This window comes from Micromonospora chalcea, from assembly GCF_028768405.1.
Classification (GTDB): domain Bacteria; phylum Actinomycetota; class Actinomycetes; order Mycobacteriales; family Micromonosporaceae; genus Micromonospora; species Micromonospora chalcea.
The window spans coordinates 2,270,120-2,292,993 of the sequence record NZ_CP118233.1; the positions used below are offsets into that span (position 1 = coordinate 2,270,120).

The 22,874-nt window shown below is 73.6% G+C and carries 14 protein-coding genes; 4 read left to right on the forward strand and 10 right to left on the reverse strand.

What is annotated here, in order from left to right; translation table 11 throughout:
• Positions 1-36 precede the first annotated feature (36 nt).
• The 5 genes from PVK74_RS10240 to PVK74_RS10260 all read right to left on the reverse strand — a co-directional run bounded on the left by PVK74_RS10240 (position 37) and on the right by PVK74_RS10260 (position 3,580).
• The gene (locus PVK74_RS10240) at positions 37-417 is read right to left on the reverse strand and encodes a VOC family protein (RefSeq protein ID WP_064445437.1); all 381 of its coding nucleotides are present in this window, start codon (positions 415-417) and stop codon (positions 37-39) included.
• A 20-nt stretch (positions 418-437) separates the two neighbouring features.
• Positions 438-680: a DUF5988 family protein gene (locus tag PVK74_RS10245; RefSeq protein ID WP_030498879.1), complete on the reverse strand. Its 243-nt coding sequence runs from the start codon at positions 678-680 to the stop codon at positions 438-440.
• A 254-nt stretch (positions 681-934) separates the two neighbouring features.
• Positions 935-1,672: an ABC transporter permease gene (locus tag PVK74_RS10250; RefSeq protein ID WP_274478931.1), complete on the reverse strand. Its 738-nt coding sequence runs from the start codon at positions 1,670-1,672 to the stop codon at positions 935-937.
• On the reverse strand, positions 1,669-2,610 hold the full coding sequence (locus tag PVK74_RS10255; RefSeq protein WP_043322824.1) for an ABC transporter ATP-binding protein: 942 nt from the start codon (positions 2,608-2,610) through the stop codon (positions 1,669-1,671). Before PVK74_RS10255 ends, PVK74_RS10250 begins: the two co-directional genes overlap by 4 nt.
• 304 nt (positions 2,611-2,914) lie before the next feature.
• Entirely contained in the window at positions 2,915-3,580 is a 666-nt protein-coding gene (locus tag PVK74_RS10260; RefSeq protein ID WP_274478932.1) for an HAD-IA family hydrolase, read from the reverse strand.
• Between the two features lie 197 nt (positions 3,581-3,777).
• On the opposite strand from PVK74_RS10260, the gene PVK74_RS10265 reads away from it, so the two are divergent.
• Positions 3,778-5,190, forward strand: coding sequence for an acyl-CoA synthetase (locus PVK74_RS10265; RefSeq protein WP_274478933.1), 1,413 nt, complete (start codon positions 3,778-3,780; stop codon positions 5,188-5,190).
• On the opposite strand, the gene PVK74_RS10270 is transcribed toward PVK74_RS10265, so the two are convergent.
• Positions 5,187-5,849: a 4'-phosphopantetheinyl transferase family protein gene (locus PVK74_RS10270; RefSeq protein ID WP_064445435.1), complete on the reverse strand. Its 663-nt coding sequence runs from the start codon at positions 5,847-5,849 to the stop codon at positions 5,187-5,189. The two genes, PVK74_RS10265 and PVK74_RS10270, sit on opposite strands and share 4 nt — an antisense overlap.
• A 156-nt stretch (positions 5,850-6,005) precedes the next feature.
• On the opposite strand from PVK74_RS10270, the gene PVK74_RS10275 reads away from it, so the two are divergent.
• A complete protein-coding gene (locus tag PVK74_RS10275) occupies positions 6,006-6,443 on the forward strand; it encodes a cold-shock protein (RefSeq protein ID WP_104112195.1) in 438 nt (145 codons plus the stop codon).
• Positions 6,444-6,485: 42 nt separating this feature from the next.
• Here the strand turns inward: PVK74_RS10275 and PVK74_RS10280 are convergent, their stop codons facing one another.
• A complete protein-coding gene (locus PVK74_RS10280; RefSeq protein WP_069088287.1) occupies positions 6,486-7,859 on the reverse strand; it encodes an AMP-binding protein in 1,374 nt (457 codons plus the stop codon).
• Between the two features lie 1,272 nt (positions 7,860-9,131).
• On the opposite strand from PVK74_RS10280, the gene PVK74_RS10285 reads away from it, so the two are divergent.
• On the forward strand, positions 9,132-11,987 hold the full coding sequence (locus PVK74_RS10285) for an AAA family ATPase (protein ID WP_274478934.1): 2,856 nt from the start codon (positions 9,132-9,134) through the stop codon (positions 11,985-11,987).
• 513 nt (positions 11,988-12,500) lie between these two features.
• Entirely contained in the window at positions 12,501-15,323 is a 2,823-nt protein-coding gene (locus PVK74_RS10290; protein WP_210869391.1) for a helix-turn-helix transcriptional regulator, read from the forward strand.
• A 108-nt stretch (positions 15,324-15,431) separates the two neighbouring features.
• On the opposite strand, the gene PVK74_RS10295 is transcribed toward PVK74_RS10290, so the two are convergent.
• From PVK74_RS10295 to PVK74_RS10305, 3 genes are all read right to left on the reverse strand, one after another.
• Positions 15,432-16,271, reverse strand: a complete 840-nt coding sequence (locus PVK74_RS10295; protein ID WP_043322806.1) for an ABC transporter permease — start codon at positions 16,269-16,271, stop codon at positions 15,432-15,434.
• Complete coding sequence (locus PVK74_RS10300) at positions 16,268-17,320, reverse strand: ABC transporter ATP-binding protein (RefSeq protein ID WP_030498869.1); 1,053 nt, start codon at positions 17,318-17,320, stop codon at positions 16,268-16,270. The genes PVK74_RS10295 and PVK74_RS10300 overlap by 4 nt, the downstream gene beginning before the upstream one ends.
• A gap of 87 nt (positions 17,321-17,407) precedes the next feature.
• Positions 17,408-22,867, reverse strand: a complete 5,460-nt coding sequence (locus PVK74_RS10305; protein WP_274478935.1) for a type I polyketide synthase — start codon at positions 22,865-22,867, stop codon at positions 17,408-17,410.
• Between the last annotated feature and the right edge of the window lie 7 nt (positions 22,868-22,874).

Below are 22,874 nucleotides of genomic sequence, written 5' to 3' on the forward strand. Positions count from 1 at the left end.
TTCCCGCGGCCTGTCCCGGGTCCGCCGGGACTCGCCCTACCCCGCCCGCTGCGGGCCGACGACGGTCCAGCAGAGGCCGGCGGGGTCGCGCAACGTGACCTGGTGCGACGGGGCAGCCGGCGGCTCGACATGGGCGCCCGCGGCCACCGCCCGCCGCAGCACCGACTCGGGGTCCGTCCGCTCGATGGTCAACACCTCGTCACGGTTCGCGGCCACCGACGGGTCGCCCGCCTCCCACCACTCGCTCACGATCAGGCGATGACCGCCGACGGCCAGTTCCGCGTGCACGACATGCCCGTCGAGCAGGCACTCCCGTTGGATGGCCACGGCGTCGAAGACGTCCGTGTAGAAGGCGATCGCCTCGCTCGTGTCGCTGACCGTCAGGTGCGGTCCCGTCCGCTGGTCCTGTGCCCGCATGAGACTGCTGCGTCCCTTCGCTACTCGGCGATCCGGGTCCGGCCGGTCCAGCGGAAGACCACCGGCTCGACCGTCGCGGCGGCGGTGCCCCGCTCGAAGTGCTCGTACCCGCCGTAGTACAGGATCTTGATCTTCTTCTCGGCCCTGGACACCCGACGGCTGCGCAGATCGGCCGGCAGGCCGGCCGGGCCGCCCTCCAGGACGACATCGATGACGCCGGCGGCGTCCCGGGCGACCGGATCAGCTTGCGAAACGTCCTTCATGGCACGACCTCCGTCGCATTCCGCACACCCCACGAGCCGCCGCAGGGGCGACACGGTTCGGTCCACACAGGTCCAACGACACCCGTTGCCGGGTGAACGGTCGCTCCGCGGTCGAACGTCCTTGTCCGGTGAGCGGCCACCCGTTCAGCTCCGAACGTAGTGCAGATCACATTTCGTGAGCACCCTTAGCGCACCCCTAGAAACGGCCCTGGGCAGCGACGATGCCGGCGGACCAGCCCGGTCGGGAGGCGGGCTCACTCCCAGCGGAAGAACCGCGTCGCCCCCAGGGCGGCGACGGCGGCCATGACGGCCAGGGCGATCAGCTGCGGCAGCTCCGGGTCGGCCCCCGCCCACGCCGCGCCGATGGTGTCGACAGTCGCGCCGAGCGGCGAGTAGTCGGCCACGGCCGCCAGGGCACCCGGCATCCGGTCGCGGGGCAGCCAGGCGCCGGCCAGGAAGAGCAGCGGGAAGAACAGCGCGGGGCCGATCGACTGTGCCGCCCGGGCCGACGGCGCCAGCGCCGCGATCAGCAGGCCGACGGCGAACAGGCACGCGACCCCGAGGAGGAAGGCCAGTACGAACCCGGGCAGGTTGGCCGGCGCCGGCTGGTCCAGCAGGAACCGCACGGCGATCGAGGTGACCACCGCACCGAGCACGCCCATCACGAGGTTGACCACGACCTGGGCGACCAGCAGCAGCGCGGGCTGCACCGGGGTGGTCGCCAGACGGCGCAGGATCCGGCGTTCCCGGTAGATGCCCAGCGCCATCGGCAGGGTGAAGAGCGCGAGCATGCCGATGGTGAGAGCCAGCGCGAGCGACGGCAGGAACGTCTGCTCGGCGTGCTGGCCGGTGTCGGCGGCGGTACCGGCACGCTGCGGCAGGCCGAAGACGAGCATCAGGCCGATCGGCAGGGCGAAGACGAAGAACAACGACACGGGCTCCCGGAGGAACAGCTTCGTCTCGACGGCGATCAGCTTGGACAGGGCGCTCACGACGACCTCCCGTCGGTCGGGGACTGCGCGGCGGCCCGGCCGCCGCGGCCGGTCAGGGCGACGAAGGCGTCGTCGAGGGTGGGCTGCTCGACCCGCAGGTCCGTGTAGGTCGTCCCGCGCCCGTTGAGCACTGCCAGGACCGACTGGAGCACGTCCTTCGTGCCGGTCACCGTCACCTCCGCCCCGTAGCGGCTGACCCCGGTCACGTCGGGCGCGGCGAGCAGCAGGGCGTCCTCGACCGGCTCCGCCGGGCGGAAGTGCACCCGGTGCTCGCTGCCGACCCGGGCGAGCAGGCCAGCGGGGCTGTCGATGGCCACCATCCGCCCCTTGTCGATGATCGCGATCCGGTCACAGAGTCGTTGCGCCTCCTCCATGAAGTGGGTGACCAGCACGACGGTGACGCCGCGGTCGCGAATCCGCTCGACGAGATCCCAGGTGTCCCGGCGGCCCTGCGGGTCGAGGCCCGTGGTCAGCTCGTCGAGGATGGCGATCTCCGGCCTGCCCACCAGCGCCAGGGCTACCGACAGCCGCTGCTTCTGCCCGCCGGAGAGCTTCTGGAAGTAGGTGTTGCGCTGCTCGGCCAGGCCGAGGTCGGTCAGCAGCTCGTCGATGTCGGCCCGGTTGCGGTAGAAGGACCGGTACAGGTCCAGCGCCTCCCGCACCCGCACCTTGTCCGGCAGCTGGCTCTCCTGGAGCTGGGCGCCGACGCGCTGGCGCACCTCGGTGCGGTCGCGCACCGGGTCCAGCCCGAACACCCGGACGGTCCCGCCGTCGGGACGGCGCAACCCCTGCACGCATTCCACAGTGGTCGTCTTGCCGGCGCCGTTCGGGCCGAGGACGCCGAAGATCTCGCCCTGCTCGACGGTGAAGGAAACGTCGTCGACCGCGACCTTCTCGCCGTACCGCTTCTGCAGATGATCGACCTCGATGACCGGCATCCGGGATGGTCCTCCTTCATGTGCGGTTTGCCGCCGGGAAGGGCGGACCACTCGGCTGATCGCGGCGTCGGTCCGCGGCAACGGGCCGGACCCGGGCCGACCGACGCCCGACATCATCCGCGCAACCGATGCCCCGATCAACTGATCAGGTGACGAATCGGGGGTGTCGAGGCGGGAAACCATCCTCCACAGGGGTACCGCCCGACGACAGGGGTGTCGCCCGGTCACTCCAGGTGTCCGGGCGTCCCGTCCGGGCGGGCGGCGGCTCCGGGCGGCTTCTCGCCCACGGATCCGGTGTGGCTCGTCACCGCCGTGCCGGGCAGAGCGGCAGCAGCTCGTCGAGCCGGGTCAGAACGACGTCCGGGCCGGCCGCGCGCAGCGTCTCCTCGTCGGACTCGCCCCACAGCGCGGCCACCGCCGTCACCCCGGCCGCCCGCGCGCTGGCCAGGTCGCTGGGCGCGTCGCCGACCATCAGCGCCTCCTCCGGCCGGGCCCCGAGCAGGTGCAGCGCCCGCCGTACGATATCGGGCGCGGGCTTCGGGCGAGGCACCTCGTCCGAGCCCACCACGTGGTCGACGAGCGGCAACAGGTCGAGCCGGCCGAGCAGGTCCAGGGCGCGTACACCGCTGCGGCCGGTGGCCACGGCGAGCCCGATCCCCCGCCGACGCAGGGTGCGCAGCAGCTCCGCCGCGCCGACGACCGGGCTGACCCGGTGTGCAAGGCGGTTGCTCTGCCGCACGAACGGCTCGGCGAGCGCCGCCGGCAGACCCATCAGCTCCAGCACCTCCGGCAGGTACCGGCCCGGGTGGCGGCAGTACTCGTCGACCGGGGCCAGGCCGTCGCCGACCACCTCGGCGTAGGCGAGGGCGAACGCCTCTCTGGCCACGGCGAGGCTGTCGACCAGCACCCCGTCGAGGTCGAACACCACCGCCCGGACACCGTCGGGTGCCGCCGTCGCCCTCGCGACCATCGATGTCACCTCCCCGCCCGCACGACCGCCACGGCCGGTAGGGGTGGCAGGCCGCGGAGACCCCCGACTACGGTCAGGACCGTTCTCCCGGCCCACCGGCGGCGCACTCGCCCGCCCGGATCCGGCGGTACCCCACGACCCTACCGGCGTCGCGGCCCCCGGCAGGGCTCGGACCGGGCCGCTGAGAGGATCGCACCATGCCGCTGCTGGGCTGGCTGACGAAGGGCACCGACGAGCACCCGGACGCGATCCGGGTCGGCGGCCGGGCGGCGTCCTGGGTGGAGCTTCGCCGCCTTGCCACGGCGTTGGCCGACGAGCTGCGCGGCGTCGACCGGGTGGCGATCGAGGCCACCGCCACCCTGGAGACCGTGGTCGGCGTGGTGGGCGCGCTGACGGCCGGGGTTGCGGTCGTGCCGATCCCGCCGGACGCCGGGCCGATGGAGCGCGATCACATCCTGCGTGACTCGGGCGCGACGGCGCTGCTGGTCCCGGCCGGCGCGGAACGCACCGTCGGTGACGCCGGCCGGCCCGTCGTACCCGTCGACCTGACCCGCCGGTCGGACACCGTCCACCCCGAGCCGGATCCGGCCCGCACCGCGGTGATCCTCTACACCAGCGGCACCACCGGCGCCCCGAAGGGCGCCGTGATCTCCCGCCGCGCGATCGCCGCCTGCCTCGACGGGCTGGCCGACGCCTGGGCATGGACGCCGGACGACCTGCTGGTGCACGGCCTGCCGCTGTTCCACGTGCACGGGCTGGTGCTCGGCGTGCTCGGACCACTGCGGCTGGGCGGCCGGCTGCACCACGTGGGCCGCCCCAGCCCCGACCGGTACGCCGCCGCCAACGGCACGATGTACTTCGGGGTGCCGACGGTGTGGTCCCGAATCGCCGCCGACCCGGACGCGGCCCGGGCGCTGCGTCCGGCGCGGCTGCTGGTCTCGGGCAGCGCGGCGCTGCCGGCGGCGGTCTTCGCCGACCTCGCCACCCTCACCGGTCACCGGGTCGTCGAGCGGTACGGGATGACCGAGACCCTGATCACTGTGAGCGCCCGGACGGACGGCCCACGCCGGCCCGGCACCGTCGGGCTGGCGCTGCCCGGGGTCCGTACGCGGCTGGTCGGCGACGACGGCACCCCGCTCCCGGCCGACGGGGCGACGATGGGCGAGCTTCAGGTCACCGGCCCCACGCTGTTCGACGGCTACCTCAACCGTCCGGACGCCGACGCGGCGAGCCGTACCCCGGACGGTTGGTTCCGCACCGGGGACGTCGCCACCGTCGACCCGGACGGCTGGCACCGGATCGTCGGCCGGGCGTCGACCGACCTGATAAAGAGCGGTGGCTACCGGATCGGCGCCGGGGAGGTGGAGGACGCCCTGCTGACGCACCCGGGGGTCCGTGAGGCAGCCGTGGTGGGCACACCGCACCCCGACCTCGGTCAGCAGGTCACCGCGTACGTGGTGGGCGACGGGGTGGGCGAGGCCGAGCTGATCGACTTCGTGGCCCGGCGCCTTTCGGCGCACAAGCGACCACGCGAGGTGCGCCTGGTCGACGCCCTGCCCCGCAACGCCCTGGGCAAGGTGCAGAAGACGCGGCTCAGCGCCGACGGTTAGGACGCGACCGCCGGGATGCTGATCGCGGTGACCACCAGTCCCCGCTCGACCAGGAACCTGCCCGCGAACGCCCGCACCTCGGCCCCGCCGAGCACCGGACCGGGCACCAGCAGCCGGGCCTCGAACGTGCCGGCCGGGTCGAACACGATGTCCGCCTCGGAGAAGTCCAGCCACTGGCCGGTGAGCGGGAACCACGCCTTGTACACCGCCTCCTTGGCGCTGAACAACAGCCGGTCCCAGCAGACGGCGGGGCGGACCGCGGCCAGCGTGACGGTGCGCGACCGTTCGGCCGGCAGGGCGATCGCTCCGAGCACCCCGTCGGGCAGCGGGGCGTGCGGCTCGGCGTCCACCCCGAGGCTGGCGAACGCCGCCGTACGGCCGACGACCGCCGCCCGGTAGCCATCGCAGTGCGTCATACTGCCGACCACGCCGTCGGGCCAGAGCGGCGCACCGCGTGCGCCGGAGACGATCGGCGCCGGGGCGAGGCCCAGTTCGCCGAGGGCCAGCCGGGCGCAGTGCCGCACGGTGGTGAACTCCCGGCGTCGTTTCTCCACCGACCGTGCCACCAGCGCCTCCTCCTCGGGGAACAGGGTCACGCCGGCGGGATCGGTGAAGGACTCGGACACCGCCACGGTGGAGGGCAGGATCTGCTCGATCACGTTGGCCGATGGTAGGCGCTGCGGCACCCCTCGCCGCGGCGGGCCTCGGCGATAGGTGCACCATAGGGGTCGGGTACGGGTGCCGGCCTGCACGGGACAGGTGCCACTCTGAGCGCCGTCCCGGTCCTGCGGGCGGGGCACCTGGATTTGGGGCGGATGGACGCGGGAATGGCGATGCTCACTGGCAAAGTGGTGCGGTTCGACGAGGTGCGGGGCTACGGGTTCATCGCCCCGGACGACGGCAGCGACGACGTGTTCGTGCACGCGAACATGCTCGACGGCGACAAGTGGGCGCTGACGCCCGGCGTCCCGGTCGAGTACGACGCGGTGGAGACCGAGCGCGGGCCCAAGGCCGTGCTGGTGCGGGTGTCCGGCGTCACGGTCGGCGGCGGGCGCAGCAGGGACAGCGGGCAGGCCGCGGGCGGCGCGGAGGACGACGAGGGCCTGTGCGACGTCCTCTCCGAGCGGGCCTTCTCCGCGGAGACCACCGAGGCGCTGGTGACCTCCGTGTCGGACCTGACCGGAGCGCAGATCGTGGCGGTACGTGCGAGGATGCTGGAGCTGGCCCGGCGGCACGGCTGGGTGGAGGGCTGACCGTGGCGGGGGCGGGTCACCGCTGCCCCCTGTCCGGCCGGCTCAGCCGCCGGCGATCAGCAGGGACTTCCTGATCCGCCCGAAGGCGCTGCGCGGCAACTCGTCGACGAAGTGCACCCGCCGGGGGCGCTGGCCTGCCGAGAGGTACCGGCCGACGTGGTCGATGAGCACCTGCGCGGTCACCCCCTCGGCGACGACGTAGGCGGTGACCTGCTCGCCGAGCGCGTGGTGCGGCGTGCCGACGACGGCGGCGTCGCGCACGCCGGGGTGGCTCAGCAACGCCTCCTCGATCTGCCCGGCGGGCATCCGCCGGCCCCGGCTGTGCACCACGTCGAGCCCGCGTCGCCCGATGATCCGGTACGTGCCGTCGGGGGCCACGCTGGCCAGGTCCCCGGTGGCGTGCCAGCGACCGGCGGCGAGGCTCCGCCCGCCGACGTACCCGCTGAACAGCATCGGCCCGCAGACGCTCAGCTCGCCCGCCGACTGGCCGTCGGCCGGCACCGGCCGGTCCTCGCGGTCCAGCACGCGCGTCTCGACGCCGGGCAGGGGGGTGCCGACAGCGCCCGGCACCGTACGGTCGCCGGGGCGCCCGGTCAGCGCGACGAGCGTCTCGGTGGTGCCGTAGGCCTGCACCGGCCGGTGCGAGGTGAGCAGTCGGAGCCGTTCGGCCACGGCGCGGGCCAGCGGGCCGTCCGCGGAAACGAGGATCCGCGCCGCGGACAGCGGCCGGGCCCGGTGGCCGTCCAGCGCTATCTTCGCCCACTGGTCGGGCGACGCCAGGTGCACGGAGCCGACCGGCCCGGTGCCGGCGTGGTCGAGGTGGACGAAACGGCTGCCGGCCCGCAGCGCGCCGAGCAGGCCGACGACCAGACCGTACGCCCGGAACAGCGGGGTGCCCTGGACGACCACGTCCTCCTCGCTCCAGTGCCACGCACGGGCCAGAAGGTCGAGGTCGGCGGCGATGGCGCGGCGCGAGATGCGCACCCCTCGTGGCGGCCCTGATGCGCCACCTGTGTAGAGGATGACGGCGTCGCTGCCCGGGGCGGGCTCGGGATGCCGCGTCGAGGCGTGTTCTCGCAGGTCGACCGGGATCGTGGACAGGCCGTCGGCCCCGGACGGGGCACGGCCGAGGATCACCGTCGCTCCGGACTGCCGCAGGATACGGCGGCGTTCGCGTTCGTCGGCGCCGGGAGGCAGCGGTACGAGCGGCGCCCCGGCGAGGAGGGCGCCGAGCATTCCGACCACCGCTTCCAGCGTCGGTGTGCCGTCGACCGCGACCGCGGTCGCGCCCCTGATCCGATCGGCGACGGCGGTGACGCAGCCCAGCAGGGCCTCGCTGGAGAGGGCTTCTCCGGCCACCGTGACCGCGTCGGCCCGATCCGCACCGAATCCACGCAGCACCGGCAGCAGCGTCATCTCCGCTATCCCCTGCGCGGGGCCGCAACGAGTCGCGGCGGCAGCTGGGACATCACGACGGCCACAGAACCCTTCAGGTCTCGGGCCTGCACGGCCCCATGTCCGGCTATCCAGACGGTGGAGACCGGGTGCCCCGAAATTAGGGCCGGGCTATCGTCGGGCACAACCCCTAGCCGCCGAGTCCGAATCCCCCTGTCCGGGCCTACTGGCCAGCTAGGACCGAATCCCGGCCGTCCTGACACAACGGCCGACCCGAGCGCTCACTCCGGCTCGGCGAACAATGCAGAGGCCGCATTTGTCCTCAGCGAGCGAAAATCGACCGTAAAACGTCCTCGTCGATGCCCGGCAGCTCGCCGTCACGGCTTTATCGCATTGACGTGTGCCGCATTAGATCAGCCTTCGGGCCGGATGGGACCGCAGGCCTCCGCAACCAACGGGACACTCGGATTCATAATTCTTTTTCATACATAATCGCAGAATCTCCCAAACGTCCGAATCGTGGCCCGCCGACGCACACCAAGCCTCGACCGCCGGCAGGGCCGGACAGGCATCGATCGCAGTTCCGGCATCAATGCCTTACATCGCAACAATCGAGCGCCTCCGGCAATTGCCGGAGCCCCGACCGGACCCCACGGCCCCGCCCCGGGGGCGGACGACACCTCCACAGCAGCTTCCGGCACCACGCCCGCCCGCGCCGGGATCGGCACGGGCGGGGTCACGAACGCCGAGTTCAACGACGATGACGCCCAGCTCGACGCCTCCGCACGCCGCGACCGCGGCAGCCTCGAACCTTGCGGCGAGAGCGACCGGTAACGCCCGGACGTCGGATTAGCACGGAAGAGCCCATTCGCCAATCAGCAGGCGGGCCGAATAAGCGGAACCATCGGCTCAGGAGAGCGCTCTGTCACGGTACGGGACCAGTCGGCGACTTTCCGTCGCCACCCCCGGTCGGGTCACCCGAGACAAGTAACCCATGTTTGCCCATCCTTTACACAACTCGGCTTGCCGCCCAATTGCCCAACTGCCATACTCCCACCATCAAGCAGGTCGATAGGAAGTGTCGACCCCGAGAGAGCTGGGGAATTATCGCCGACGCACACGGGAACACGGCTCGCAGCAGCCAACCGGTCAAGTCGGTCGATGGCGCACCGGCAAGGCTCGACACCAGTCGATCCTTGCCGATAATGGAATGGGTCAAGAATTGCCGGTCTCCAATTTGGTCGAGCTATCGGGCCGCACCGGGCACCCGGCCCTCCCCCGGAGGGGGCGGTGATGGAGCTGACCGAGCGTTCGAGCCAGCTCGGCCTGCTGGAGCGCCGACTCGCAGACCTGCTCCGCGGCGGCACCTCGCCGAGCGACCGGCCGGTGACCGTGCTGACCGGCCCGGTCGGCTCCGGCAAGACCGCGCTCTCACAGGCCTTCGCCCGGCGCGCCTGCGACGCCGGAGCACGGGTCATCGGCGCGAGCGCCTCCCGCGCGGAGCGCAGCGTACCGCTGGAGGTCGTCCGGCAGCTCGTCCGCGCGGTGCCGTCGTGCGCCGCGGACGCCCCCGACATCCGGGCCCGCCTCGCCCGGCTGCTGGACGCGGGCGCCCTCGCATGGAGCGACGCCGATCCGGCGGACGCGGAGAACGCCCGGCTCACCGCCGCCATCGGGCGCGCCCTGCTCGAACTGACCTCGCGGGGGCCGCTGGTCATCGTGGTGGACGACATCCACCACGCGGACGTGCCGTCGCTGCGCTGTCTCGATTACGTGGCCCGGCGGCTCTCCGGCCTATCCGTGCTGATGGTCCTGACGGAGGCGCCACGCACCCGGCCGTGGCAGGCGGACGTGCACGCCGAGATGCTGCAACCGGCGAAGCTGCACCGCATCCGCCTGCCGCTGCTCACCGCCGAGGGGACGTTCCAGCTGCTCGCCCAGCGGCTCGACATCCCGCTCGCCCGCAGCATCGCCGAGGAGAGCCACCGGATCAGCGGCGGGAATCCGCTCCTGGTGCACGCGCTCGCCGATGACCAGGCAGCCGCGCCACGGTCCGCCGGCGCCCCGGCGGTCGGCGAGTCGTTCCGGGAGGCCGTGCTGAGCTGCCTGTACCGCTGCGACCGCCTGGTGCTCAACGCCGCCCGGGTGCTCGCCGTGACCGGCGAGCCGCTGCACGGCAGCCTGCTGCCGCATCTCGTCGACGCCCGGTTGCACCCCGCGCTGGGCGCTGTCGACAAGTCGACCAGCGCCGGGCTGATCGACGAACAGGGGTTGCGCCATCCGGCGGTGACCCAGGCCGTGATCGACGGGATGACCGCCGAGGAACGCGTACGGCTGCATCTGGGAGCAGCCCGCCTGCTGCACGACGACGGCGCGCCCCCGGCCCGCATCGCGCCGCACCTGGTGGACATCGGCGAGCTGGCCGAACCCTGGATGGCGCAGACCCTGCTGGACGCCGGCGAGCAGGCGCTGCTCGACGGCGAGGTGGAGACCGCCCTGCGGTACCTGCGCCGGGCGCACCGCAGTGGCGTCGGCGAGTGTCTGCGGGCGCGGATCCGCTCCGCGCTGGCGCGCGCCGAGTGGCGACTCGACCCGCAGGCCACGATCCCCCACCTGGTCAGCGTCGCCACCGCCATCCGGGCCGGGCACCTCGGCAGCCAACAGGCCGCCGGTCCCATCCAGTACCTCCTCTGGCACGGTGAGATCGACAAGGCCGTCGACCTGGTCAGGCACCTCAGCGAGCGGTCGGATCCCGCAGATCCGCAGTCCGTGGCCGAGCTGCTCATCATCACCGGCTGGATCTCGACGCTCTATCCCGGGGTCATGGTCGACCGGCCCGCGCCCGCCGTGGCCGCGCGGGATCCGCTCACGCTGGCCCGGGTCAAGCACGGGCTCAGCGGAGTCATCCTGCTGTCCGGCGTGCTGGCCCGGGGTGACGCGGGCGTGGTCGAGCAGGCCGAGCGGACACTGTCGACCACCGGGCCGGACGACGAACCGCACATGTGGAGGGTCATCTGCGCCCTCATCGCCATGATCTACGCCGACCAGCTCGACCTGGCCGACGACTGGTGCGACCGGCTGGACCGCCACCTCGCCACCCCGCACCACCCCACCCCCTCGGCCACGCTCACCGCCCTGCGGGCCGCCGTCGCCGGCCGGCTCGGCGACCTCCCCCGCGCCGGCAAGCTGGCCGACGAGGCACTGGGGCAGCTCTCGCCGAAAGGCTGGGGGGTGGTGATCGGGATACCTCTCGCCGTCCGGATACGGGCCCTGACCTATATGGACCAGCTCGACACGGCGGCCGCCTGCCTTCAGGTGCCGGTGCCGCCGGCGATCTTCGAGACCCCGCTCGGGCTGCACTACCTGCACGCCCGCGGGACGCACGCCCTCGCCGCGGGAAGCCCCGAGGCCGCGCTGGCCGACTTCCAGCTCTGCGGGCAGCTGATGCAGCGGTGGCAGCTGGACTTCTCGGGCCTGGTGCCGTGGCGCACCGAGTCGGCTCGGGCACTGCTCCGGATGGGCCGCCGTCTGCAGGCGCGCAAGCTGGTGCGCGACGAGTTGGCCCGGCTGCGGCCCGTCCATGTCCGGTACCGGGCCGCGGCCCTGCGGGTTCTGGCCGCGACCGAGGAGGGACAGGAACGGATCCCGCACCTGCGCAGCGCCGTACGGCTGCTGCGGCAGTGCGGCGACCGGATGGAACTGGCGCACAACCTTGCCGACCTCGGTCACGCCTACGAGCAGGCCGGCGACCGGCGGCAGGCCCGCGCCGCGACCCGGTCGGCCCGGGCTCTCGCCGAGGAGTGCGGCATCCCGACGTTGTGGCCCAGCGCCCTGTCCACCAGGGACGGCGCCACCGGCAGCCGGGCGGATGCGGCGGTCTTGGTCCAGGGCCTGACGGACACCGAATCCAGGATGGCCACCCTGGCCGCCCAGGGTCACACCAATCGTGAGATCGCCGAGAAGCTCTTCCTGACGGTCAGCGCGATCGAACAGCGGATGACGCGCATCTACCGGAAGCTGGACGTCAACTCGCGCGGCGAACTCGCCGGACGGCTGCGGTTCGACCGCTCCGGCACGACGGTGCTGGATCCGCTGACGCGGGGCACGGACCCCCCGGGCGGCCGTCCGTCCGGCCCTCGGCCGCGCTGATCCCGGTCGGGCTTCCGCACGGAACAGCCGACGGGCGTCACGCGACCGTCACCCTCGCCGACCGTCGCGAAGAGTTCGCTCACCACCACTGTGGGTACCATCGGCGTGCGCCGGGAGTCGCGGTGTGGCACCATCGAGCCGTACGCCCCGGCACCAGCCGCTCACCGGCGTGTCGCCTCCCCCGGGCCGATCGGCTCCAACACCCATCACCCCGAACCGCGCAACCCCTAAATGCCTTCCGGGGCCCGCAGGTTTGGATGCGAAACGATGGGGTCTCACGCCCGTTGTCGCACCATCATGCCGGTGCCAGACTCGCCTCGACACGCGGACCGTACGGCGAGAAGACCGGTCCGACGAAGGATTTCAGGTCCACCCGGCGTGGCCGCCCGGCGCGCTCCACCCCTACCCGTCGAGACGCGGGCGGAGGGGCGGCTGTCTCCGGCAGGGGTGGCGGTGTCGGGCCGCACCGGCGTTTCCAGGCCCGCGCCGCGTACAAGGAGGGCTTACGCGCAGGTGTTGGTTCAGCAAGAGGAACAGATCACCCGTCTGCGGCGCGTGTTCCACGCGTGCGAAGAGCAGCAGCGCGGACACGTCGCGCTGGTCACCGGTGCCGTGGGCAGCGGCAAGACCAGCCTGCTGGAGTCGTTCGGCGAGTGGACGGCCGGCTCCCGCGGGCAGGTGATGAGCGCGACCGGCTCGCGGGCGGAGCGCGGTCTCCACCTGGGAGTCGTCGGGCAGCTGTTCCACAGTGCACGACTCGCCCCGGAGGCCGCCGCCCACGTCGGGAAGCTGCTGCGCGACGCCACCTCCGCGGTGCCGTTGCCCGAAGTCGGCGGCGAGGCGTCCGACGTAGACCGGGCCTGGGCACCCCTGCTGCACGGCCTCTTCACCACCCTGATCGACCTGACGGCCAACGGGCCCCTGGTCCTCCTCGTCGACGACGTGCACCACGCGGACCCGGCCTCGCTGCACTGCCTGCTCTACGTGACCCGGCGGCTGCGCCACGCCCGGATCATGGTCGTGTTCGCGGAGGCGTCGACGCTGCGCCCGCCGCACCAGCTGTTCCGCGCCGAGCTGCTCAGCCAGCCGCACTTCTCCCGGATCGGCCTGCCACCACTGACCGTCGACGCCGTCGCCCGGCTGGTCGAGGGCGCCGTCGACGACGCCGACACCCGCAGGACCGCGGAACACTACGTACGGATGACCGGAGGCAATCCACTGCTCACCCGGGCGCTGCTCGACGAACGGGCCGGTGGCGGGGGCAGCGACCACGACCTTCCGTCCGTCGGTGACGCGTTCGACCAGGCCGTGCTCGGGTGCCTCTACCGCCACGAGCCCGGGGTACGCCGGGTGGCCCAGGCGCTCGCCGTGCTCGACCGGCCCGCGTCGGCCGAACTGCTCGGCCACCTCCTCGACGTGATGCCCGCGACCACGGTCCCGGCGGTGCGGGTGTTGCGTACCTCGGGTCTGATGGAGTCCGACCAGCTACGCCACTCGCGTATCCTGCACTCGATCCTCGCTGACATGTCGGCCGACGAGCGGCGCGCCCTGCACCAGCGGGCCGCCGAGGTGCTGCACGACCGCGGCGCCGAGGCGAGCGTGGTAGCCGAGCACCTCGTGGCCGCCGGTGCGACGGTGGCCGGCTGGCGGGTGCCGGTGCTCCAGGACGCCGCCGGTCACGCGCTCTCGTCCGGCCGGCCCGACGTCGCGGCGGCCTGCCTGCGGCTGCTCGCCAGCGCGCCGGTGGACGAGCGGCAACGCACCGCCACCACCGAGATGCTGGTGAATGCCCGCTGGCAGCTAAACCCGTTGACGGTGAACGGGCAGCTGACGGAGCTGGTGCAGACGGCGCGCGCCGCCGGCTGGTCCACCGATGCGAGCCTCTCCGCCGTGCCGTACCTGCTCTGGCAGGGCCGCGTCGACGAGGCTGCCGAGGCCGTCAGCGGCTTCTCGGCGGACGAGGAGCAGGCTCAGGCCACCCCGCCCGGCCGCCTGCGGATCATGCAGCTTCTGGTCTCCCTCTCCCACCCGGACCACCTGGCGAGCGTACGGCAGACGCCGGCCACCTGGAGCCGCGCGGCCGGCGCCCCGACCACCGTCAGCCCGCTCCTGCAGGCGGTCACGGTGCTCGGCACCGCGCTGACGCCGACCGCCGACAACGACACGGCGCCGACCGCCGAGCAGATCCTGCAGCGCCACCACACGGACGACGGCGCCCTCGGCCTGCTGACCGCGCCCCTGCTGGCGCTGCTCTGGGCCGGCCGGTCGGACCGGGCCGTGGTCTGGGGCGACGTGCTGCTCGACCGGCCGGTGGTTCAGCACGCGCCGGGCTGGCGGGCGGTGATCCGGGCGATCCGGGCGGAGGCGGCCCTGCGCGTCGGCGATCTGCCCGGTGCCGAGCACCACGCCCGCGCGGCCCTGGAGGACATGCCAGCCCCCGCCTGGGGAGTGGCGATCGCCGGACCGCTGTCCACCCTGATCGCGTCCGCGACGGAGTCGGGCCGGTTCGCCGAGGCCGACCGGTGGCTGGCCCACCCGACCCCGCCCGGCATCTTCCGCACCCCATTGGGCCTGCACTACCTGGCCGCACGCGGCCGGCACCACCTGGCCGTACGCCGGCCGCACGCCGCCACCACCGACCTGCGGCGCTGCGGCGAGCTGATGCGCACGTGGGGGATCGACGCGGCCGGACTGGTGCCGTGGCGGCTGGAGCTGGCCCGGGTGCAGCTCAGCGTCGGCAACAAGACGCAGGCCATGCAGCTCCTGCAGGAGCAACTGCGGGTGCCGCACGGGGTCGACGACCGGACCCGGGGCCGTACGCTGCGCCTGCTCGCCACCACCGCCGCCCAGGACCACCGGCGCAAGCTGCTCTCCGAAGCGGTCAACCTGCTCCAGTCCAGCGGCGACCGGTTGGAGCTCGTCCGTGCCCTCGGCGACACCGGTCAGACGCTGCAGCGCGCCGGAGACTCCGCCCGCGCCCGGCTGCTCGTCCGCCGCGCCTACCAGCTCGCGCAGGACTGCGGGGCGTCGGTGCTGGCTCAGCGGCTGATCCGCCGGGAGCCGGGCAGTGGACTGCCGGCGTACCCGGCCGCCGCCGAACTCCAGGAACCGGACGACGGGCTGAGCGACGCCGAGCGGCGCGTTGCCGCGCTGGCCGCACACGGCCACACCAACCGCCAGATCTCCAGCAAGCTCTTCATCACGGTGAGCACTGTCGAGCAGCACCTGACCCGGGTCTACCGCAAGCTCGACGTGAAGCGCCGGACCGACCTGCCGTCCCGGCTCGTCGTGTATGCCGAGACGCTGGCCGACGAGGCACAGAGCGCCACGTCCTGACGGCTGTCGCAGGGGCGCGGTGACCACCGGCCCCCTGCGACACGGGGCGAAAGCGAGGGCCCGAACCGCAGGTGCGGTTCGGGCCCTCGGCGGATCGCGTCCGGGCGGTCAGTCCATGGCGCGGCGCATGAAGCCACGCATGCCGATCGCCGAGAACACCACGAAGACCCCGGTGAGGACACACATGCACAGCCAGAGCGGCAGCGACTCGACCCCCGGCGGGCCGACGAGCGACCGGGTCGCCTCGCTGATGTAGGTCAGCGGGTTCAGCGAACAGATCACCTGATACCAGCGCAGCGAGTCCAGGCCGAGCAGCGGGAACTGGGTGGCGCCGGTGAACATGATCGGGGTCATCACCACGGTGAACATGATCTGGATGTGCTGCGTGGGCACCAGGGTGCCGAAGGCGAGACCGACCGCCGCGCCGACCAGCGCGCCGATCGCCAACACCCCGACCACCTTGAGCACCACCGCCCAGGGCCAGGTGACGCCGAGCATGAGCATGCCGACCGGGATCAGCACCACACCGGCGATCAGGCCACGGATGCCCCCGAAAACGATCTTCTCCAGCGCCACCAGCGGGGTCGCCATGGGCGCCAGGAGGCGGTCCTCGATCTCCCGGGTGAAGGAGAAGTCCATCATCATCGGCAGCGCGGTGTTCTCCAGGCCGATCAGGAAGGCGTTCAGCGCGATGACGCCGGGCAGCAGCACGTTGGAGAAGTCGTCGCTGGCGTAGCCCAGGTCGCTGAGCACCTTGCCGAAGATCAGCAGCATGAACAGCGGCTGGATGAAGACCTGGAGCAGGAAGCCGATCAGCTCCCGGCCGGTGACGAACAGGTCCCGCGAGAGCACCGCGCGGAAGGTGGCGAGCTGGTCCAGCGCGCGCACCGGCGGCGGCGCCGCGGGCGGTGACGGCGCGGACGGGGGGGCGGGGGCGGTGACGCTCACCGAAGTTCCCTTCCGGTCAGGTGGATGAAGACATCTTCCAGACTGGGCTGGCCGATGTTGAGGTCACGAACCTCGCAACCCAGGTCGGCGAGGATCTTCATCGCCATCGGGATGGCGTTGGCCGGCTGACCGCTGGTGTAGACCCGGAAGGACAGGGGGGCGTCCGAGTCGGCGGGCGCGTCCGGGACCGGGGCGGGCATCGGCATCGCCGGCATGCCGGGAAACGCCGGCGCGGCGACGGGCACCTTGGCGGTCATCTTGAAGTGTTCCACCTGCTCCACGTCGGGGATCGCGTCGAGCGCGGCCCGCACCTCCTCGGCGGAGGCGCCGGGGGTCACCACGAGGGTCAGGGTGCTGCTGCCCGGCAGCGTACGGGTCAGCGCGGACGGCGTGTCCATGGTGAGCAGCTTGCCGTGGTCGACGATGCCGACCCGGTCGCAGAGCTTCTCCGCCTCGTCCATGTCGTGCGTGGTGACCACCACTGTCACGCCGTCCCGTTTCAGCTCGGCGATCCGGTCGTGCACGAAGAGCCGGGACTGCGGGTCGAGGCCCGCCGACGGCTCGTCGAGGAAGAGCACCCGGGGCGAGTGCATCAGCGCGCGGGCGATCATCGTCCGCTGGGCGAGGCCGCCCGACAGGAAGTCGGTGCGGTGGTTCGCGAAGTCCTTGAGCCCCATCTGGTCCAGCAGCTCGTCCGCCCGCCGGATGCGCTGCGCCCGGGGCACCCGGTGGTAGGCCGCGTGGAACAGCAGGTTCTGCCGGACGGTCAGCGCCCGGTCCAGGTTCACCCGCTGCGGTACGACCGCCAGCAACTGCCGGGCGGCGGCGGGCGAGCCGATCACGTCCGCGCCGCACACCCGGGCCCGGCCCGAGGTGGCCCGCACCCGTGTGGTCAGCACCCCGATCGTCGTCGTCTTGCCCGCACCGTTCGGCCCGAGCAGGCCGAAGACCTCACCGGCGGCGACGGAGAAACTCAGCCCGTCCACCGCCGGTGGCATGTTGGGCTGGTACCGCTTGACCAGCTCCGTGACCACCACTGCCTCGTCCACGTCGTCATGCTCCGTCCTGGAACGTCGGTCCGATAGATGTATGTGTGCCGATAGGGGGCGCTAGGGGCACGCCAGGGGCGGAACCGGTCACAGACCCCGCGCGGCCAGCCAGCGCTGGACCGTGCCGGCGAGTTCCGGCCCCCGGTCGGCGACCATGCTGAAGTGGTCGCCGGCCGCGTCGACAGCCTCGTGCGGGTAGGGCCAGCGCGACCGCCAGCCGTCCGGTTCGCCGTCCCACTCCCCCAGCGGCTCGGTGGCCCGCACCAGCAGGGTCGCCGCCGCCATCTCGGTCGGCTGCCAGTCCAGGAACAGCGGCAGGTAGCCCGCCCACGCCGTCGTCCGCCAGTCGTCCATCGGCGTGTACGCGGTGTCCCGGTCGATCATCCCGTCGAGAAGCTGCGGCACCCACCCGCCGAGCACCTCGCTGTCGGCCGGGTAGGTGTCCATGAGCACCACCGCGTCCGGCGGGCGGCCCTGGCGTTCCAGTTCCCCGGCGAGCAGGTTGGCCACCATCGCACCACCGGAGTGACCGGCCACCACGAACGGGCCGGCACCGACGGTACGCAGCACCGTGTCGGCGTGCACCCGCAGCAGCGCGTCGAGGTCGGCGGGAAGCTCCTCGCCCACGCCGAACCCGGGGTTGGGCAGGGCCCACACGTCACGTACGCCCCGGAAGCCGGCGGCCAGCCGGGCGTACTCGTGCGCGCCGGAGAGCAGCGACATCGTGCAGCAGCACACCAACTGCGCCCGGGCGCCGCCCTCGGCCAGCCGGAGGATACCGGCCGGGCGGGTGAGCTGCGCCGGCTCGCGGAAGCGGGGGCGGAACTGGGCGAGTTTGACCAGCAGTTCGGCATACCCGGCCGGGTCCTCGCGCGCCTTCGGCTGGTTGAACAACCCGCCGAGCAGTCCGCCGCCGGCACTCTCCCCGGCAGGTCCACCGGCGTCGTCCGCGCCGAGGAGCTGGCCGAGCAGGTGAACGGCCAGCTCCGTAGGGGTGGGGTGGTCGAAGAGCAGGGTCGCCGACAGCTCCACCGCGGTCTCCTGGCGCAGCGCGTCGCGCAGTTCCAGTGCGGTCAGCGAGTCGAAGCCGAGTTCCAGGAAGTCCCGGTCGGCCTCGACCGCGTTGGGCGAGGCGTGCCCGAGGACGGTGGCCACCCGCGCCCGGACCAGGTCCAGCAGGATCCGGTGCCGGTCGCCGGCCGGAACGCCGGCCAGCCGCTCGCGCAGCGCGCGGGCGGGATCGGTCGCGGCGTCGCCGGCCCCCGGCTCCGCGCCGGCCGTCGCCTCGGGCACGCCGCGTAGTAGCGCGCTGGGCCGTACGGCGGTGAAGGCCGGCACGAAAGCGGGCCAGTCGAGGTCGGCCACGGCCAGTTGGTCGTCGCCGCGGACCAGAGCCTGCCCCAGCGCGGACAGGGCCACGTCGGCGGGCAGCGGCCGGACCCCCCGGCGGCGCAACTGCGCCGCGTCGGTGATCTCGTCCGCCCAGGGCACCCACGCGACGACGGTGGCCGGGCGGCCGGCGGCACGCCAGCCCGCGGCCAGCGCCGCCAGCCCGGCGCCCACGGCGGCGGCGACCGCCGCTCCCCCGCTGCCCCAGACGGCGGCCGTCGAGGCGAAGACGACGAACTCGTCGACCGGCAGGCCGGCGCAGGCCCGCCCGAGCAGTTCCACGGCGGCGGTACGGGCGGCCACGGCGTCGGCCAGCTCGTGCGGGTCCAGCACCGCCACCGGGTCGCCGGCCCCGTCGGAGTCGGCGACGTGCAGGACGGTGCGGATCTCGCTGCCGGTGGCGGCCAGCCGCTCCAGCACCTCGGGCAGCCCGTCCAGGTCGCCGACGGCGGTGACTGTGACGTCCGGGCCGGGCGGGTCGGCATCCGCCACCGGCCCCACGAGGACGAGGTGCGACGCGCCGCGCTCGGCGAGCCAGCGCAGCAGGTGCGGGGTACGCACCTGCGCGGACCCGTGCACCAGGACCGCGCCGCGGGGCCGCCAGTCCGTATCGGTGGCGCCGGCCGGGGCCCGGCGGAGCCGCCGGGCATACACCCCGCCGGCGCGTACCGCCACCTGGTCCTCGTCGCCGCCGGACGCGACGACCCGGGCGAGCGCGGCGAGCGCGACGTCGTCCGGCTCCGCCGGCAGGTCGACCAGCCCGCCCCACACGCGCGGCTGCTCCAGCGCCAGCACCCGGCCCAGGCCCCAGAGGTACGCCCCGGCCACGCCGGGAGCGGCGTCGTGCGCGTCGACGGCCACCGCGCCCCGGGTCACGGTCCACATCGGCGTGCCGTTCCCCGCAGCGGCGAGGGCCCGCACCAGCGCGGCCGTCCCGGCGAGCGCGCCGGTTCCCGCGCCGGCCGCCGGGTCCTCCGCCGCCAGCAGCGAGACCACGACCGACCAGGTGCCGTCGGCGAGCGAGGCCCGGGCGACGGCGTCCAGGTCGTCTCCGACCGTGACCAGCGTCGGCTCCAGGCCCTCGGCGCGCAGCACGGTGAGCACCGCGGTGGCGTCGGTGCCGGCCCCGGCCACCAGCAGGCATCGGCCGGTCGGCGTGGTACGGCCCGGGGACAGGTCGACGCGTTCCCAGTCGGCGCGGTAGCGCAGCCCGTCCAGCTCCGATCCGCGACGCCGCCGGTCCCGGTAGGAGGCGAGGGCGGGCAGCACGTCGGCGAGCGCGTCCTGCCGGTCGGCGGGCAGGCCGAGCTCGGCGGCCAGCTCGGCCGGTCGTCCCTGCGCCACGGCCGCCCAGAACTCCTCGTCCTCTCCGGTCGCGGCGGGCGGGATGAGATCCACTGTGGGCGGGTCCGGCCAGAAACGCTCGCGGTGGAAGGCGTAGGTGGGCAGCTCGACGCGCGCGGCGTCGCTGCCGTCGAAGGGAGCCGCCCAGTCGACCCCGGCACCGCGCAGGTCGACCGCGGCCAGGGCGGCGAGCAGCGTGGTCGCCTCCGGCTGGTCCCGGCGGGCGAGCGGCACGAAGGCCGCCGGTTCCATGTCGGGCAGGCACTCCCGGGCCAGCACGGTCAGGGCGCTGTCGGGGCCGAGTTCCACGAAGGTTCCGACGCCGCCGGCGGCGAGGGTGGCGACGCCCGCGTGGAAACGGACGGTGTCCCGGACGTGGTCGACCCAGTAGCCCGGGTCCGTGGCCTGGGCGGCGGTGAGCGGCTCGCCGGTGCGGTCGGAGACGATCGGAAGGTTCGGCGGGTGCCACGCGACCTTCTCCGCGACGATCCGGAAGTCGGCCAGCATGGCGTCCATCCGGGCGGAGTGGAAGGCGTGGCTGACCCGCAGCCGACGGGACCGCCGGTCCTCGGCGGACAGCCGCCGCCCGGCCGCGAGCACGGCCTCCTCGTCGCCGGAGAGCACCACCGACCGGGGGCCGTTCACGGCGGCCAGGGACACCCGCTCGTCGAGCAGCGGGACCACCTCCGCCTCGGACGCCTGCACCGCCAGCATCGCCCCGCCGGGCGGCAACTGCTGCATGAGCCGGGCCCGGGCGGCCACCAGGGTCGCCGCGTCGGCCAGCGACAGCACCCCGGCGACGTGTGCCGCGGCCAGCTCGCCGACCGAGTGGCCGAGCAGGAACTGCGGGCGTAGCCCCCAGGCGGTGACCAGCCGGTATGCGGCGACCTCGTAGGCGAACAGCGCCGGCTGGGTGAACTCGGTACGGTCCAGCAGATCCGCGCCGGGCGAGTCGGCCTCGGCGAAGACCACCTCCCGCAGCGGCCGGCTCAAGTGCCGGTTCAGCTCCCCGGCCACCTCGTCGAAGGCGGCGGCGAAGACCGGGAACCGGCGGCACAGCTCGGCGCCCATGCCGAGGCGCTGGGCACCCTGCCCGGTGAAGAGGAACGCGACCTTGCCGGCCGGGCGGGCCACGCCTCGCACCACGCCGGGGGTGTCGCGCTCCTCGGCGACCGCGTGCAGGCCGGCCCGCAGCGCGTCGCGGTCCCCGCCGATCACCGCTGCCCGGTACGGCAGGGCCGCCCGGGTGGTGACCAGCGAGTACGCCACGTCGGCGGGGGTCAGATCGGGGTGATCGGCCAGATGCGCCAGCAGCCGCCGCGCCTGTCCGGCCAGGGCCGGTGCGGAGCGGGCCGAGACGATCCACGGTACCGGCGGGGCGGGCGTACCGGCCGGCCGGACGTCGTCGGTGTCCGTCGCGGCGGCCTGCTCGATGACGACGTGTGCGTTGGTGCCGCTGATGCCGAACGCGGAGACCGCGGCCCGGCGGGGCTGCCCGGTCTCCGGCCATGGCTGCGGGCCGGTCAGCAGGGACACCGCCCCGGCCGACCAGTCGACGTGCGGGGTGGGCTCGTCCACGTGCAGCGTGGGCGGCAGCACCCCGTGCCGCATCGCCAGCACCATCTTCATCACCCCGGCCACACCCGCCGCCGCCTGCGTGTGCCCGATGTTCGACTTCACCGAGCCGAGCCACAACGGCCGCTCCGCGGACCGACCCTGCCCATACGTGGCGATCAGCGCCTGCGCCTCGATCGGGTCACCCAACGTGGTGCCCGTACCGTGCGCCTCGACGACATCCACCTGGTCGGCACCCAGCCCCGCGTTCGCCAGAGCCTGCCGGATCACCCGGCGCTGCGACGGGCCGTTCGGAGCGGTCAGCCCGCTGCTCGCACCGTCCTGGTTGACGGCGCTGCCGCGCAGCACGGCGAGGACCGGGTGGCCGTTGCGGCGGGCGTCGGAGAGCCGCTCGACGAGCAGCATGCCGGCCCCCTCGGACCAGCCGGTGCCGTCGGCGGCGGCGGCGAACGACTTGCACCGGCCGTCGGTGGACAGGCCCCGCTGCCGGGAGAACTCCACGAAGACGGTCGGGGTGGCCATCACCGACACCCCGCCGACCAGCGCCATCGTGCATTCGCCCAGCCGCAGCGCCTGGCAGGCGAGGTGCAGCGCGACCAGCGACGAGCTGCACGCGGTGTCCACGGTGACCGCCGGCCCCTCCAGCCCGAGAGCGTAGGAGATCCGGCCGCTCGCCACGGCTGCGGCGCTGCCGGTGCCGAGGTAGCCCTCGACGCCGCCGGTGACCCCGGTGAGCAGGGCCGCGTAGTCACCCTGGCTGCTGGTGGCCGCGTAGACACCGGTGGGCGCGCCGCGCAGCCGGGTGGGGTCGATGCCGGCCCGCTCGAACGCCTCCCAGGCGGTCTCCAGCAGCAGCCGCTGCTGCGGGTCCATGGCGAGGGCCTCGCGGGGACTGATGCCGAAGAACGCCGGGTCGAAGTCCCCGGCGGAGTAGAGGAACCCGCCCTCACGCACATACGACGTGCCCCGGCTGTCGGGGTCGGGGTCCGGGTCGTAGAGCGCGCCCAGGTTCCAGCCCCGGTCGTCCGGGAACGCCGACATCGCGTCGCCGCCGGCGGCCACCAGGTCCCACAGTTGCTCGGGTGACCCGACACCGCCGGGGAACCGGCAGCTCATGCCGATGATCGCCACCGGTTCGCTGAGCGCGGCGGTGAGCTGCTGGTTCTGCTGCTTGAGCTTCTGGTTGTCGAGCAGGGACGCACGCAGCGCGCCGACGACCTCGTCCAGGGAAACATTCATCGGGCGC

What these genes read in the sequence shown, in the direction of transcription:
- PVK74_RS10240 (WP_064445437.1), bottom strand. Translation starts at nt 417, where the DNA reads ATGCGGGCACAGGACCAGCGGACGGGACCGCACCTGACGGTCAGCGAC.
- PVK74_RS10245 (WP_030498879.1), bottom strand. Translation starts at nt 680, where the DNA reads ATGAAGGACGTTTCGCAAGCTGATCCGGTCGCCCGGGACGCCGCCGGC.
- PVK74_RS10255 (WP_043322824.1), bottom strand. Translation starts at nt 2,610, where the DNA reads ATGCCGGTCATCGAGGTCGATCATCTGCAGAAGCGGTACGGCGAGAAG.
- PVK74_RS10260 (WP_274478932.1), bottom strand. Translation starts at nt 3,580, where the DNA reads ATGGTCGCGAGGGCGACGGCGGCACCCGACGGTGTCCGGGCGGTGGTG.
- PVK74_RS10265 (WP_274478933.1), top strand. Translation starts at nt 3,778, where the DNA reads ATGCCGCTGCTGGGCTGGCTGACGAAGGGCACCGACGAGCACCCGGAC.
- PVK74_RS10275 (WP_104112195.1), top strand. Translation starts at nt 6,006, where the DNA reads ATGGACGCGGGAATGGCGATGCTCACTGGCAAAGTGGTGCGGTTCGAC.
- PVK74_RS10280 (WP_069088287.1), bottom strand. Translation starts at nt 7,859, where the DNA reads ATGACGCTGCTGCCGGTGCTGCGTGGATTCGGTGCGGATCGGGCCGAC.
- PVK74_RS10285 (WP_274478934.1), top strand. Translation starts at nt 9,132, where the DNA reads ATGGAGCTGACCGAGCGTTCGAGCCAGCTCGGCCTGCTGGAGCGCCGA.
- PVK74_RS10305 (WP_274478935.1), bottom strand. Translation starts at nt 22,867, where the DNA reads ATGAATGTTTCCCTGGACGAGGTCGTCGGCGCGCTGCGTGCGTCCCTG.